We start from the raw sequence: 14205 nt of genomic DNA on the forward strand, positions 1-14205 counted from the left end.
CGCTGGTTGGGCGAGGGATGCGGGTCGGTTGTCGGCTGCGGGTGGTTCGTGGCCGGTCGCGCAGTTCCCCGCGCCCCTGAAGGGGCGCGACGGAGCACCTGACTTGGTGGAGGTCAGGTCGGCCGCTCGTCGGGGGGACCATCGCTCACTTGCCGGGCGCCGGGAACCACAGTACGAACGTCGAGCCCTCCCCCACCCGGGAGAAGAGGCGGATCTGGCCGCCATGGGACTCCACTATCTGGCGCACGATGGCGAGGCCGAGGCCCGCGTGGCGGTCGCGGCCGCCGCCGTTGCCCTTCGCCCGCCAGAACCGGTCGAAGACACGGGCCTGGTCGTCGTCCAGGATGCCCGGCCCCTCATCCTGCACGGACGCCCACAGCCAGCCCTCCGCCCGGCCCGCCGCGACGGTGATGCGGGTGCCGGGCGGGGCCAGCCGTACGGCGTTGGAGAGCAGGTTGCCGATGGCTCTGCGCAGGGCGTCGTGGTCGCCGATGACCGTCAGGCCCGTGGTGAGGCGCCGGTGCAGGACCAGTCCGCGTTCGGCGGCCAGCGGCGCGAACTCCTCGCAGGCCTCGCCGGCCACCGCCGCCAGGCTGACGTCCGCGTCGGCGAGGGCGGGGGCGGTACGGCGGGCCGTGGCCAGCAGGTCCTCGACGAGGCGTGTCATACGGGTCGTCGCGCGGTCCACGCTGCGGGCGGCGGCCCTGCGTTCCGCCTCGTCGGACTCCTCGGCGGTCAGCACCGCGTCCAGGTTGGCGCGGATGATGGCGAGCGGGCTGCGCAGCTCGTGCGAGGCGTCGTCGATGAGCTGTCGCTGGGCGTGGAAGGCCTCGTCGAGGCGGTCGAGCATGGAGTCGACGGTGTCGGCGAGGTCGCGGAGTTCGTCCTTCGGTCCGTCGAGGCGGATGCGCTGCGAGAGGTCGGTGGCCTGGATCTCGGCGGCCGTACGGGAGATGGCGCGTACGGGGCGCAGGGCGCGGCCCGAGAGGATCCAGCCGATCGCGAGACTGGCGACGGCGAGGCCGCCGAGTACGGAGAAGGAGAAGCGGCGGAGGTTGGCGAGGGTCTCGTAGTTGACGGCGGCCTCGACCTCCTGGAGCTTCACGGCGTCGAACTCGCCCACGTAGACGCCGTTCTGGTACTTCTCCGCGCGGAACTGCTTGCTGACGGGGTGTGCCTCGCCACTGCGCTCGACCGCGAAGTACGTCCCGCCGAGGACGAGTGCGGTGAGGACGAAGAGGAGGCCGGAGTAGAGGACGGTGAGGCGGAAGCGGATGGTGTGGGTGAACGCGGGGAGGCGCAGGCGCCGCTTGACCGCCATGAGCGTCGTGAGCCACTTCATGCCGGCGTCTCCTTCAGGCGGTAGCCCTGCCTGATCACCGTCTCGATGAGGGGTTCTTCTTCCCCGGTGATCTTCCGGCGCAGTGAACCGACCGTGACCCGCACGGTGTTGGTGAACGGGTCGGCGTGTTCGTCCCAGACGTGTTCCAGGAGTTCCTCGGCCGGTACGACGCGGCCAGGGCGGGTCATCAGGTAGTGCAGGACGCCGAACTCCTTCGGGGTGAGCTGGAGCGGGCGTTCACCCCGGAAGGCCTCGAAGCGTGCGGTGTCCAGGCGGAGTTCGCCGACCTCGACGACCGAGGTGCCGCCGTCCTCGCGGCGGAGCAAGGCCCTGATGCGGGCGAGGAGTTCGGGCAGGGCGAAGGGTTTCACCAGGTAGTCGTCGGCGCCTTCGTCGAGGCCGCGGACCCGGTCGGCGAGGCGGTCGCGGGCCGTGAGCATCAGGATGCGGGGGCCGCCGGCGGTGGTACGGATGGCGCGGCAGACCGAGAAGCCGTCGCCGTCGGGCAGGTTGAGGTCGAGCAGGACCAGGTCGTAGTCGTTGACGGCGAGCTTCTCCGTGGCCGTGTCGACGTCCGGGGCGGTGTCGACCGCGTAACCGGCCCTCACCAGACCGACCTTGAGCGCGACGACCAGGTCTTCCTCGTCCTCGACCACCAGCAACCTCATCTGTGCCACCTGACTTTCATCGCGCCCGTCAGGGGCGCGGGGGAACCGCGCGACCAGCCACAACCAACCCGCACCTTTACCCCGGCCTTCCCGCGGAGCGCTCAGCTGCCGTCGATGATCGCCCGTGCGGCGTCCCGCGCGTCCGCCATGGGGATCGCGAAGCCAATGCCTATGGAACCGCCCCGCTGTTGGGCCAACGTCGCGATGGCCGTATTGATGCCGATGACACGGCCGTCGGCGTCGACCAGGGGCCCGCCGGAGTTCCCCGGGTTGATCGACGCGTCGGTCTGCAGGGCGCGTCGCCGCTCGCCGCCCTCACCGAGCCGCACGGAGCGGTCCAGGGCGCTGACGATGCCCGAGGTGACAGTGCCGCTGAGGCCGAGCGGGGAGCCGATGGCGAGTACGGTGTCGCCGACGCCCGGGCGGGCGCCGGTGGACAGGTCGGCGGCTCGCAGACCGCGTGCCGTCTCCGGTTCCAGGACGGCCACGTCGTTGGCGGGGTCGTCGCCGAGGACGTCCGCGCGGAGTCGGCGGCCGTCCTGGAGCTCGATCGACGCCTCCGAACTGCCCGCCACCACATGGGCGTTGGTGAGGATCCTGCCCCGCTCGTCGAACACGAATCCGGATCCCTGCTGTCCCTCCGCCGTCTCGATGGACACGACGCTGGGCAGCACGCGCGCGGCGACGGCTTCGAGCCCGGTGACGTTCTGCGCGGTGGCCGACGTGGCGGGGTCGTCGTCGCCGATCGCCCCCGCCGCGTATCCCGCGCCACCGCCCGCGAGGACGGCCGCGAGGACCGCGGCGACGATGGGACGTGGCTTGCGCGGAGCCCGCTGAGCCGGCTGAGCCGGGGCGGGCTGCGGCGTCCCGTACGGGTTCGCATACGCCTGCGACGGCTCGGGCGGCCCGAATCCCGGCGGGGGCCGCCCGGGGACGAACGAGGGGCCGCGCGGCTCCCCGAGGCCGAGGTAGGGGGTGTCGGGCCGCCCGCCCTGGTACGGGGGATCGGGTTGGGTACCGCCTCGATACGGGGGATCGGGCCGCCCGCTCGGGTAGGGGTCGCCGGACTGACCATCTTGGTACGGGTCGCCGGACTGACCGTCTGGGTACGGGTCGCCGGACTGACCGTCCAGGTACGGGTTGCCGGCTTGCGCGGCCGGGGTCGGACTGTCGGGAGCCCGGCCACCGTACGGGTCGCCTGTCGGCGCGGTCGGGCCGAAACTGTCAGGGGCCTGACCCCGGTACGGGTCGAGGGAACTCTCGGTCCCGTGTGCGGCGTCGAGTCCCCCACCGCCGTACGGGCCGATGGGCCCCTGGCCCGGGTGAGCGTCATCGCTCCCCGCTGTGGGGGCCGCATCGGTGGACGCCGCGTCGCGGTACGGGGCGCTGGAGCCTGCGGCCGGGCCCACGCTGTCGGGCCCCGGATGCGGATCGCGGCCGTCGGCCTCGGCCTCGGCCTCGGCCCAACGGCCGCCCGCCCTCGGGCCATTGGGCCCCAGAGGGCCGGACGGACGTGGCGGACCCGACGGCCGTGACGGGCCCAAGGGGCGGGACGGGCCGGGGTGAGCCGGAGGCCCGGAGTGCCCCGGAAAGCCGAAGGCACCCGGAAGACCGGAGTGACCGGGAAGACCGGAGTGACCGGAGTGACCGGGAACATCGGAGTGGGTCGGAAAGCCGGAGCCGCCCGGAGAGTCTGAGCGAGCCGGGAAGCCGGAGTGGCCCGTGTGTCGGTGGTCGGACACGGTCGTTCCTCCTTGGTCGCGGGAGCCGGGTCCGGAGCCGGAGTGGCCGGGGGACGGAACCGGTGGTGCCGGAAGCCGGACCGGGTTGCCGGTCATGGGAGACGGGAGAACCAGAGCAGTGACGTGGCGGCCGCGGCGAGGGCGGTGATGAGGCCGGCCGCGACGAACCACTGCCAGACCTCGCGTTCCTCCGTGCGGTGGCCGACGGAGCTGCCGATGTCCTCGTACACGTCCTGGAGTTCCTCCCCCGTCGCGGCCTCGTGGAAGTCGCCGCCGGTGCGGGACGCCAGGTCCTCGAGGGCGGGGCCGTCGACGGGGACGCTCACGGTGTTGCCCACCCCCAGGTCAATGGTCCCGCCTTCGGTGCCGTACGCGATGGTCGAGACCGGGATTTTGTCGCCGGCCGCTTCTCGGGCCGCCGCTTCGATGGACCGGCCCGTGGTGTTGGAGCCGTCCGACAGCAGCACGATGTGCGCGGGCGGCGGCTTGGTCTCGGCCTCCCGGTCGAGCATGCGGACGGCATCACGGGCGGCCACGACGGCCTCGCCGATCGCCGTGCCCTCGCCGGTGGTGAGCCGTTCGATGGCCGAGCGCAGCGCGTTCCGGTCGGTGGTCGGCGGGACCGCGACCGTGGCGGTGCCGCTGAAGGGGACGAGCCCCGCGTTGAAGCGCTCTGGCAGCCGGTCGACGAAGGCGAGCGCGGCACGCTGGGCGGCCTCGAAGCGGGTGGGTTCGACATCGGTGGCCTCCATGGAGGCGGACACGTCGAAGGCGACGACGACGGTGGCCCGTTCACGCGGTACCTGAACCTCCGTGGTCGGCCGCGCGAAGCCCACCACCAGCAGGGCGAGCGTGGCGCAGAAGGCGCCCGCGGGGACGTGGCGGCGCCAGCCCGGCTGCCTGGGCGCAACCTTGTCCAGCAGATCGAGGTTGGTGAACCGGACCGCGTACCGGCCCCGCCTGCGCTGCACCAGCAGATACGCGCCGATCAGCGCGACGAGCGGAACCAGGAGCAGCAGCCAGCCCGGGGAGCGCAGACTCATGGCACCTCCAGCTCCACTCGGCTCATGGACACCTCCACGGCAAGGGATACGGCCACCGATACGGCTATGGCCACGGGCACGGATACGTTCACGCGGCACCGCCTCCCGCACGGCGCCTCTGCTCTGCGACATGGCGTACGACATCCCGTACCCAGTCACGGTCCGTGCGCAGCCGCAGGTGTGCCGCGCCCGACCGGCGGATCGACGCCTTGATCAACGCTCGTTGCTCAAGGGCCGCTTCGGCATACCGCTCGCGCAACCGTCGTGCGTGGGTGGGGATTTCGCGTCTGCGGCCCGTCTCCGGGTCGACGACGGTGATCAACCCCACGGCGGGCAGCTCCAGTTCGCGCGGGTCGACCGTCTCGACCGCCAGGATCTGGTGGCGGTGGGCGACCCTGCGGAGGGGCTCCTCCCAGCCGGTTTCCAGGAAGTCCGAGACAACGGCGACCAGGCCGCGACCGGGCAGCGTGCGCAGGGAGCGCAGGGCGTCGGCCAGGGATTGCGAGGGCGGGGACTGTCCGGCCGCGCCCGATGCCACGCGGGGCCGGTCCAGGGCGGCGTGCAGGATCGTGAGGAGGTGGCGGCGCCCCGCGCGCGGCGGAATCCGCTGGATGCCGTCCGGTCCCGTGATCTGCGCGCCGAGCCGGTTTCCGGCCCGCTCGGTGAGGAAGGCGACGGCCGCGGCGGCACCGACGGCCAGATCGCGCTTCTCCATCCGGGCCGTGCCGAAGTCCATGCTCGCGGACGCGTCGAGGACGATCCAGGTGGTGAGTTCGCGGTCGGCGAGGGTGAGGCGGACATGCGGGACGGTGGTGCGCGCGGTGGCGTTCCAGTCCATCCGGCGTACGTCGTCGCCGATCACGTACGGGCGGGTCTCGGACACCTCGCTGCCGGGACCCGGCATGAGGCTGGGGTGGTCGCCCTGGAGGAGGCCGTCGGGGCGGCGGGTGAAGAGCAACTCCAAGTGTTTCAGGGCCTGTTCGGGGGTCAGTTCACGGAGCGTGGGGGTGCCGCTCATGCCGCTTCCTCCTCGCGTGCGGCGGCCTGACGCGGGCTGATGCGCGGCTGTTCCACGGCGGCCAGCACCTCGTCGACGATCTCGGCGCCCGTGATGCCGTCGGCGAGCGCGTCGAAGGACAGCACAAGGCGGTGGGCGACGACCTCGTGTGCCAGGTCGTGCACGTCCTCGGGCAGGACGTAGCCGCGGCCGCGCAGCAGGGCGAGCGCCCGGGCGGCGGCGACCAGGCCGAGCGTGGCGCGTGGGCCCGCGCCGTGCGCCAACCGGCTGTCGGCGCCCGCGAGTTCGCGAGTGGAGACGACAAGTCGTACGGCGTACTCGGCGATCGCGTGGTGTACGAACACCTCGTCGGCGGCGCGCTGGAGCGCGATGAGGCGCTCGGGGGTGAGGACGGGGCGCGCCCGGGGCGGGTCGACGCTCATGCGGTACAGGATCGCGAGCTCCTCGGACTCGCTGGGCGCGCCGACGTCGACCTTGAGCAGGAAGCGGTCGCGCTGGGCTTCGGGGAGTTGGTAGACGCCCTCGGACTCGATGGGGTTCTGGGTGGCGAGGACGAGGAACGGTTCGGGGACGGGGATGGTGGTGCCGCCGATGGAGACCTGGTGCTCGCCCATCACTTCGAGGAGCGCGGACTGCACCTTGGCGGGGGCGCGGTTGATCTCGTCGGCGAGAACGAAGTTGGCGACGACCGGACCCGGTTCGACGCTGAACGTCTCCTGGGACTGGCGGTAGATCCTGGTGCCGGTGATGTCGGACGGGACGAGGTCGGGGGTGAACTGCAGCCTGGCGAACTTGCCGCCGGCCACCTGCGCGAGCGTCTTCGCGGCGAGCGTCTTGGCGACGCCCGGCACGCCCTGGAGCAGGCAGTGGCCGCGGGCCAGGACCGCGGTGAACATCCGCTCCACCATGCGGTCCTGGCCGACGATCACCCGCTTGACCTCGAAGAGCGCTTCTTCGAGGAGCTTGCCCGTGGGGTCTGCGGGGTCTACGGGGTCTACGGAGCCCTCGGGGGACGGGAGTGCGGCGGTCACAGCGCTTCGGCGGGATTGCTCGTGCCCGCCGACGGGGCCTCGGACGGGCTCTCCCCGCTCCCGTCCTTCTCGGGGCAGTCCTCGCGGCTCCAGGCACCGGTTCCGCTGTCGTCCGAGGCCCCCTCCTCCACGACGAACCGAACCTTCTCGCGCGGCGCCTGATCACCGTCGGCGGCAAGCGCGACACCGCCGCCGGCCAGCCCCGCGGCGGCCAGCACGGTGGCGGCGACGACAACTGTCTTACGGGTACGACGTGTCATGGTCAGTGGCTCCTCAGCCGTGTGGACGACATCGGGTACGGGGCCAAGACCATCAGGTGAGGGCGAAAGCGCGCTTAAAGCGGGGCGCTGCCTGCGGGTTTGGGGGCCGGGGGGGGGGCGTTTGTCGGCTGCGGGTGAGTCGTGGCTGGTCGCGCAGTTCCCCGCGCCCCTGAAGTGAACGGGCGCGGGGAACTGCGCCAGACAGGAGCCGCCCCTACGCGTGCTCCGTCCCGCTCTCCAGTTTCTGGCCTCTCAGGAGTACCCATGCCGCCGCGGACGCGGCCAGCAGGACCGCCGCGCCGATGCCTGCCGCGAAGGTGAGGCCGTCGACGAAGGCAGTGCGGGCGGCGTTGAGGAGCGCCTCCGCTTCGGGCAGGGCCGCCGACGCCTCCACCGCTCCGCCGAGGGACTCGTGGGCCGCGGCGGCCACGTCGGGCGACGTACCCGCTGGGGCCGTGAAGCCGCTGTAGACGCCGGTGACGATCGAGCCGAGCAGGGCGATGCCGAGGGCGGCGCCCAGTTCGTACGCCGTCTCGGAGACCGCGGACGCGGCGCCCGCCTGTTCCTTGCGCACGCTGGAGAGGATCACGTCGGCGGTCACGGTGAACGAGAAGCCCGCGCCGACGCCGACGACCAGTAGGGCCCCGCCGAGCAGCGGATAACCGGTGGACTGGCTGAGCAGGGTCAGCGCGCCCAGGGCCAGCCCGATCGCGGCAAGTCCGCCGGCGACGACGGCACGCACCGAGTACCGGCGCGCGACCGTACCGGCGATGAGCCCCGCCACCACCGCACCGATCGCGGCGGGCAGTTCGGCCAGGCCCGCCTCCAACGGCCCTCTCCCCTGCACGAGTTGCAGATACTGCGAGAGGAAGAAGACCAGCCCGGACAGGCCGAGGATGGTCAGCAGATCGGCGAGCACGGCCCCCGAGAAGCCGCGGTGGCGGAACAGCCGCATGTCCAACAGCGGTGTGTTCAGCGTGAGTTGGCGGCGTACGAACCAGAAGAGCGCGGCGGCGCCGAGCAGACCCGCGGCGACCGACTCGCCACTCGGTCCGTGCGCGGCGGCCTCCTTCACCCCGTACACGATGCCGACCATGCCGACGAGGGACAGCAGGACACTGGTGAGGTCCCAGGGGCCGGGCTCGGGGTTGCGGGACTCGGGCAGCAGCTTCACGCCGACGAGGACGAGGACAACCATCACGGGGAGGTTGATCAGGAAGACGGAGCCCCACCAGAAGTGTTCGAGCAGGAAGCCGCCGACGACCGGACCGACAGCCGTGCCGGCCGAGGCGGTCGCGCCCCAGATGCCGATGGCGAGGCTGCGTTCGCGCGGGTCGTGGAAGAGGTTGCGGATCAGCGCGAGGGTGGCGGGCATCAGGGTCGCGCCCGCGACACCGAGCAGCGCCCGCGCCACGATCATCAACTCCGGTGTGCTCGCGTAGGCGTTGAGCACGGATACGAGACCGAACGCGACCGAGCCGATGAGCAGCAGCTTCTTGCGACCGACGCGGTCGCCGAGGCTGCCCATCGAGACGAGCAGTCCGGCGATGACGAAGGAGTAGACGTCGCCGATCCACAGGAGCTGAGTGCCGGAAGGCTTCAGGTCCTCGCTGATATACGGGGTCGCGAGACCGAGTACGGTCGCGTCGACGGCCACCAGCAGCACGGCGAGGACGAGGACGGAGAGCGCGAGCCAGCGGCCCGGACGCTTCTCCACCTCCGCCACGGCGGCCGGCCGCACAGTGCTGGTCATGATTCCTCTCTCCGTAGTGCGCCGCCGAGCAGCAGCTCGACGATCATGTAGTGGAAGTCCTTGGCGGCGACCCGGCCCTCGGTCACGGACCACGCCCCCGAGGCCATGAGCCCGTAGAGGGCCTCGGTGAGCCAGGCGGGGGTGAGGTCGATACGGAACTCGCCGCTCTCCTGGCCGCGGCGGAACAGCGCGCCGATCCGGGCGTCGAGCCGGGCCCAGCCCTCGTTCCGCTCCTCGCCCTCGAACAACTGGTTCTCGGTGTAGAGGAAGGCGAGCAGCCCGGCGGCGCTCTCGAGTTCCTTCACCAGGCGGCGTACGGCCTCGCGAGCGGCGCCCTCGTCGAGCCGCGCCGTCTCCAGCGCCGCCTCGCACTCCTGGATGCCGAGCTCTTCGAGCGCTCGCACGAGCGCGTCGCGCCCGGCGAACTGGCGGTGCAGCGTGGCACGGCTGATCCCGGCCGCCTTGGCGACCTCGTCCATGGTGGCGGTGGATTTCCGGGTCAGCAGGGCCGCGGCACTGCGCAGCACGTATTCGCGATCGACAGCCATGAGACAACCATAGACCACATGAGACATGTCTGTCTCATCAGGTGCGTATGAGTCTCACTGAACCGGTGTTCTCACTGAACCGGTGTTCTCACTGAACCGGTGTTCTCACTGAACCGGTGTTCTCACTGAACCGGTGTTCTCACTGAACCGGTGTTCTCACTGAACCGGTGCTCAAAAGGTGCTCAGTGCCAGGGCAGCTGCCCGCGCCGCTCCCAGTACGCCCCCGGTTCCTCGACCAGCGCGGCGAGCCGGGCCAGCTGCTCGTCGTCGAGGTCGACCACGGCGGCGTGCAGGTTCGACAGGAGTTGCGTGGCGGTGGCCGCGCCGGAGAGGACGACACCGGCCCACGGCTGGCGCAGGACGAGCCCGAGGGCGACCGCGTCGGAGCCGAGGCCCGCCTCCTCGGCGATGGCGCGTACGGCGTCCGGTGCGTGCGGATCGGCGAGACGGCCGTTGGCCATGCCCTCCTTGACGATCACGGTGAGCCCGGCGTCGTGCGCCTCGGCGAGCGCGAGCCCGGCGGAGGTCTCCAGCACGTTGTACGTGGCCTGGACGGTACGGAAGAGGGGCTCTCCGTCGACGGTCACGGCGAGCGCGGTGCGGATCGCCTCGGCCTGGGCGGGACCGCTGGTGGAGAAGCCGACGGTCAGGCCCTGCGCGGCCGACTCGGCCAGCTTGGCGTGCAGTTCCTTGTCGGAGAGCGCCGGGCTGTCCGGAGTCACCGAGTGGATCTGGTAGAGGTCGAGCCGGTCGCCGAGCAGCTCGGCGGTCTCGGCGCGCTGCCGCTCGTACGTCCCGACGCTGTGGTCCTTGACCTCGTGCGCCTCCGCGTCGGCACGCCAGCCCGCTGTGTAGGTGTAGCCCCACTTGCTGCCGATGACGATGTCGTCGACGTCGGGCCGGGCGTGCAGCCAGTCGGCGAGGAACTCCTCGGAGCGGCCGTACGAGCGGGCGACGTCGAAGTAGCGCACGCCCTGGGCGTAGGCGGCGTCGAGGAGTTCGTGGGTGCGGTTGCGCAGCGTCTCGACGCTGCGGTTCTCTCCGAGGTCGTGGTCACGGCCGAGGTTGATGTAGCCGGGGCGGCCGACGGCGGCGAGGCCCAGTCCGATGTGGCAGGTGGGGGTTGTTGCTGTGGCCAGTCGGGCAAAAGGCATCGCGGGCTCCGTTCGGTCGGCTCCGGTACGGCTCTGACCAACGTACCCGCGATGACCTTCGACACCCGCCTCAGAGCTCGGTTCATCGGGTGCTCTGGCGAGCGCGGGTCTTCCGTGGTTGCTCGCGCCCGCGCGGCGGAGCCGCATATCGACGCAGCCCCGCACTCCTGAAGGGGCAGTGGCCTTACCGCTTGGATTTTGCCGTGGCCCACGTGTGTTGGGCCGCCACGTCCTGTTTGACCTCTGCCAGTTGGACGGCGACCGCGCTGGGCGCCGTGCCGCCGCGGCCGTTGCGGGAGGCGAGCGCGCCCGCCACGTTGAGCACGGAACGCACCTCGGGCGTCAGGTGCGCGGAGATCTTCGCGAACTGTTCGTCGGTGAGTCCGTCGAGCTCGATGCCGTCGGCCTCGGCGGCCTTCACGCACTCGCCCGCGACCTCGTGCGCCACACGGAACGGCACGTTCTGCTTGACCAGCCACTCGGCGATGTCGGTGGCGAGCGAGAAGCCGGCCGGGGCCAGCTCCTCCATGCGCTCGCGGTTGACCGTCAGCGTGGCCATCATGCCGGTGAACGCCGGGAGCAGGACCTCCAGTTGGTCGCAGGAGTCGAAGACCGGCTCCTTGTCCTCCTGGAGGTCGCGGTTGTACGCGAGGGGCAGTGCCTTGAGCGTGGCCATCAGGCCCGTCAGGTTGCCGATCAGCCGGCCGGACTTGCCGCGCGCCAGCTCCGCGATGTCCGGGTTCTTCTTCTGCGGCATGATCGACGAGCCGGTCGAGAAGGCGTCGTGGAGGGTGACGAAGGAGAACTCCTTCGTGTTCCAGATGATGACCTCCTCGGCGATCCGGGAGAGGTTCACACCGATCATCGCGGTGATGAAGGCGAACTCGGCGGCGAAGTCACGGGAGGCCGTGCCGTCGATGGAGTTGCCGACGGAGCCGTGCTCGAAACCGAGGTCCTTGGCGACCGACTCCGGGTCGAGGCCCAGCGAGGACCCGGCGAGCGCGCCTGAGCCGTACGGGGACACGGCCGTCCGCTCGTCCCACTGGCGCAGCCGCTCGGCGTCCCGGGACAGGGACTGGGCGTGCGCGAGAACGTGGTGTGCGAAGAGCACCGGCTGGGCGTGCTGAAGGTGCGTACGGCCCGGCATGGCGACGTCCGGGTGGGCCTCGGCGAGGCCGATCAGCGCGTCCTGGAGGTCGGCGATCAGGCCGCCGATGATCCGGGCGTGGTCGCGCAGGTACATCCGGAAGAGCGTGGCGACCTGGTCGTTCCGCGAGCGGCCCGCGCGCAGCTTGCCGCCGAGGTCCGGACCGAGCCGTTCCAGCAGACCCCGCTCCAGGGCGGTGTGGACGTCCTCGTCGGCGATGGTGCCGACGAGGGTGCCGTCCGCGACATCGGTCGCGAGCTGGTCGAGGCCCGCGAGCATGCGCTCCAGCTCGTCGTCGGTGAGGAGGTTCGCCTTGTGCAGCACGCGCGCGTGGGCGCGGGAACCGGCGATGTCGTAGGGCGCGAGCCGCCAGTCGAAGTGCACGGACGCGGACAGCTTGGCCAGGGCCTCGGCGGGACCGTCGGCGAAACGGCCGCCCCAGAGCCGTACGTCACCGCTGTTGCTGCTCACTTGCGCTGCTCCTCAAAGCTGTGGATGTGCGACCGCCTCCCCACGCGTTCAGTGGGGAGGCGGTCGTCAGGCTAGTACGGGGGCGCCCCGTCAGGGGTGCGGGGAACCGCGCGACCAGCCCCCGCAACCCGCACGTCGCGAACCGAACCCGCGCCTACGCGAGATCCCGCTTCGCCGCGATCTTCGACGACAGCGCGAAGATGTCGATGAAGCCCTGCGCCTTGGACTGGTCGAAGGTGTCGCCCGAGTCGTAGGTGGCGAGGTTGAAGTCGTACAGCGACTCCTGGGACTTCCGGCCGGTGACGACGGCGCGGCCGCCGTGCAGGGTCATCCGGATGTCGCCGGAGACGTGCTGGTTGGCCTCGTTGATGAAGCCGTCCAGGGCGCGCTTGAGCGGGGAGAACCACAGGCCGTCGTAGACCAGCTCGCCCCAGCGCTGCTCGACCTGCCGCTTGTAGCGGGCCAGTTCGCGCTCGACCGTGACGTTCTCCAGCTCCTGGTGGGCCGTGATCAGCGCGATCGCGCCCGGAGCCTCGTACACCTCACGGGACTTGATGCCCACGAGCCGGTCCTCGACCATGTCGATCCGGCCGATGCCCTGGGCGCCGGCGCGCTGGTTGAGCTGCTGGATCGCCTGGAGGACGGTGACGGGCTTGCCGTCGATGGCGACCGGGACGCCCGCCTTGAAGGTGACGACGACCTCGTCGGGCTCACGCGGGAGGCCCGGGTTCTGCGTGTACTCGTAGACGTCCTCGATCGGCGCGTTCCAGATGTCCTCCAGGAAGCCCGTCTCGACGGCACGCCCGAAGACGTTCTGGTCGATGGAGTACGGCGACTTCTTGGTGGTGGCGATCGGCAGGCCCTTCTCCTCGCAGAAGGCGATCGCCTTGTCGCGGGTCATCGCGTAGTCGCGGACCGGGGCGATGCACTTGAGGTCGGGGCCGAGGGCCTGGATGCCGGCCTCGAAACGCACCTGGTCGTTGCCCTTGCCGGTGCAGCCATGGGCGACGATGCCGGCGCCGTGCTTGTGGGCGGCGGCGACGAGGTGCTTGACGATGGTCGGCCGGGAGAGGGCGGAGACCAGCGGGTAGCGGTCCATGTAGAGGGCGTTGGCCTTGATCGCCGGGAGGCAGTACTCCTCGGCGAACTCGTCCTTCGCGTCCGCGACCTCGGCCTCGACGGCACCGCAGGCGAGCGCGCGCTTGCGGATGACGTCCAGGTCCTCGCCGCCCTGGCCGACGTCGACCGCAACGGCGATGACCTCGGCGCCCGTCTCCTCGGCGATCCAGCCGATGGCGACGGAGGTGTCCAGACCGCCTGAGTAGGCGAGTACGACGCGCTCGGTCACGGGTTTCTCCTCACAGTGCATTCGCTGACATGCATGAGTATGCAGGACTCTGCATGGTTCGTCAATCTCGGGGATACCGGAAGGCAATCTCGGGGACGTTTGAACGCGCGAAACCGCTTTCTCGTATCTCTCCCCGAACGCAGGCGCCGCGTTTGTAAACCGCAGTCACCGAAGTCACTGAAGCCACCCCCGACCCGAGTGAGGCATCCGCATGTCCAGGGCTCTTCCGAAGTACAACAGGCGCCGCGTGGCGATCATCGGCGGCGCTGCCGCGGTGGCGTTGTCCGGAGCGGTGATCGCCGGCTCCGCCCTCGCCGGGGAGACGTCCAAGAGCAACGCCCAGTCCGCTACGACGAAGGCCTCGCCCGGCACCATCAGCTGCCCGGACGTCGCGTCGCAGCTGCCCGCGATCCCCGCCTCCGCACAGGCCGAGATCGACCGCAACCTCACCCTCCTCGACACCCAGATCGCCGAGGCCAACCAGCGGCTCATCGACACCGTCGGCCAGGGCGGCCCCAACTTCGTCGACAACGCCATCCTCGGCCCGCTCGAGGACAAGCGCATCGCCACCATCAACCGCATGGCCACCGCCATCGGCCGCACCGCCGAGAAGCCCCAGGGCCTCGACTCCCTCGCGACCTGCACCCTCAACGGGTGACGGGCGCCGTGGCCGCCCCGCA

General features: G+C 71.1%; 12 protein-coding genes and 1 pseudogene. 1 reads left to right on the forward strand and 12 read right to left on the reverse strand.

Annotation, left to right across the window (positions count from 1 at the left end; genetic code table 11):
* Nucleotides 1-145: 145 nt before the first annotated feature.
* From ACTWQR_RS09415 to ACTWQR_RS09470, 12 genes are all read right to left on the reverse strand, one after another.
* Entirely contained in the window at nt 146-1342 is a 1197-nt protein-coding gene (locus ACTWQR_RS09415; RefSeq protein ID WP_443226471.1) for a sensor histidine kinase, read from the reverse strand.
* Nucleotides 1339-2010 carry a response regulator transcription factor gene (locus ACTWQR_RS09420; RefSeq protein ID WP_443226472.1) on the reverse strand — a complete coding sequence of 224 codons (672 nt, stop codon included), beginning with the start codon at nt 2008-2010 and terminating at the stop codon, nt 1339-1341. Before ACTWQR_RS09420 ends, ACTWQR_RS09415 begins: the two co-directional genes overlap by 4 nt.
* Nucleotides 2011-2111: 101 nt before the next feature.
* The gene (locus tag ACTWQR_RS09425) at nt 2112-3419 is read right to left on the reverse strand and encodes a trypsin-like peptidase domain-containing protein (RefSeq protein WP_443226473.1); all 1308 of its coding nucleotides are present in this window, start codon (nt 3417-3419) and stop codon (nt 2112-2114) included.
* 425 nt (nt 3420-3844) lie between these two features.
* Nucleotides 3845-4795 (reverse strand): VWA domain-containing protein, encoded by a 951-nt coding sequence (locus ACTWQR_RS09430; RefSeq protein ID WP_443226474.1) that lies wholly within the window; start codon nt 4793-4795, stop codon nt 3845-3847.
* A gap of 88 nt (nt 4796-4883) precedes the next feature.
* A complete protein-coding gene (locus tag ACTWQR_RS09435) occupies nt 4884-5813 on the reverse strand; it encodes a DUF58 domain-containing protein (protein WP_443226475.1) in 930 nt (309 codons plus the stop codon).
* Nucleotides 5810-6844 carry an AAA family ATPase gene (locus ACTWQR_RS09440; protein ID WP_443226476.1) on the reverse strand — a complete coding sequence of 345 codons (1035 nt, stop codon included), beginning with the start codon at nt 6842-6844 and terminating at the stop codon, nt 5810-5812. The genes ACTWQR_RS09435 and ACTWQR_RS09440 overlap by 4 nt, the downstream gene beginning before the upstream one ends.
* Complete coding sequence (locus tag ACTWQR_RS09445) at nt 6841-7104, reverse strand: hypothetical protein (RefSeq protein ID WP_443226477.1); 264 nt, start codon at nt 7102-7104, stop codon at nt 6841-6843. The genes ACTWQR_RS09440 and ACTWQR_RS09445 overlap by 4 nt, the downstream gene beginning before the upstream one ends.
* Before the next feature lie 214 nt (nt 7105-7318).
* Entirely contained in the window at nt 7319-8857 is a 1539-nt protein-coding gene (locus tag ACTWQR_RS09450; protein ID WP_443226478.1) for an MFS transporter, read from the reverse strand.
* On the reverse strand, nt 8854-9405 hold the full coding sequence (locus tag ACTWQR_RS09455) for a TetR/AcrR family transcriptional regulator (RefSeq protein ID WP_443226479.1): 552 nt from the start codon (nt 9403-9405) through the stop codon (nt 8854-8856). The genes ACTWQR_RS09450 and ACTWQR_RS09455 overlap by 4 nt, the downstream gene beginning before the upstream one ends.
* A 182-nt stretch (nt 9406-9587) precedes the next feature.
* Entirely contained in the window at nt 9588-10559 is a 972-nt protein-coding gene (locus ACTWQR_RS09460; RefSeq protein ID WP_443226480.1) for an aldo/keto reductase, read from the reverse strand.
* A 184-nt stretch (nt 10560-10743) separates the two neighbouring features.
* Complete coding sequence (argH, locus tag ACTWQR_RS09465) at nt 10744-12177, reverse strand: argininosuccinate lyase (protein WP_443226481.1); 1434 nt, start codon at nt 12175-12177, stop codon at nt 10744-10746.
* Between the two features lie 154 nt (nt 12178-12331).
* Nucleotides 12332-13525, reverse strand: coding sequence for an argininosuccinate synthase (locus ACTWQR_RS09470; protein ID WP_443226482.1), 1194 nt, complete (start codon nt 13523-13525; stop codon nt 12332-12334).
* Between the two features lie 211 nt (nt 13526-13736).
* Here ACTWQR_RS09470 and ACTWQR_RS09475 point away from each other — a divergent pair.
* Nucleotides 13737-14177: pseudogene (locus tag ACTWQR_RS09475) on the forward strand (hypothetical protein); the annotation flags it as partial.
* Nucleotides 14178-14205: the final 28 nt, after the last annotated feature.

This window comes from Streptomyces sp. 2A115 (genome assembly GCF_052245575.1).
Taxonomy (GTDB): Bacteria; Actinomycetota; Actinomycetes; order Streptomycetales; family Streptomycetaceae; genus Streptomyces.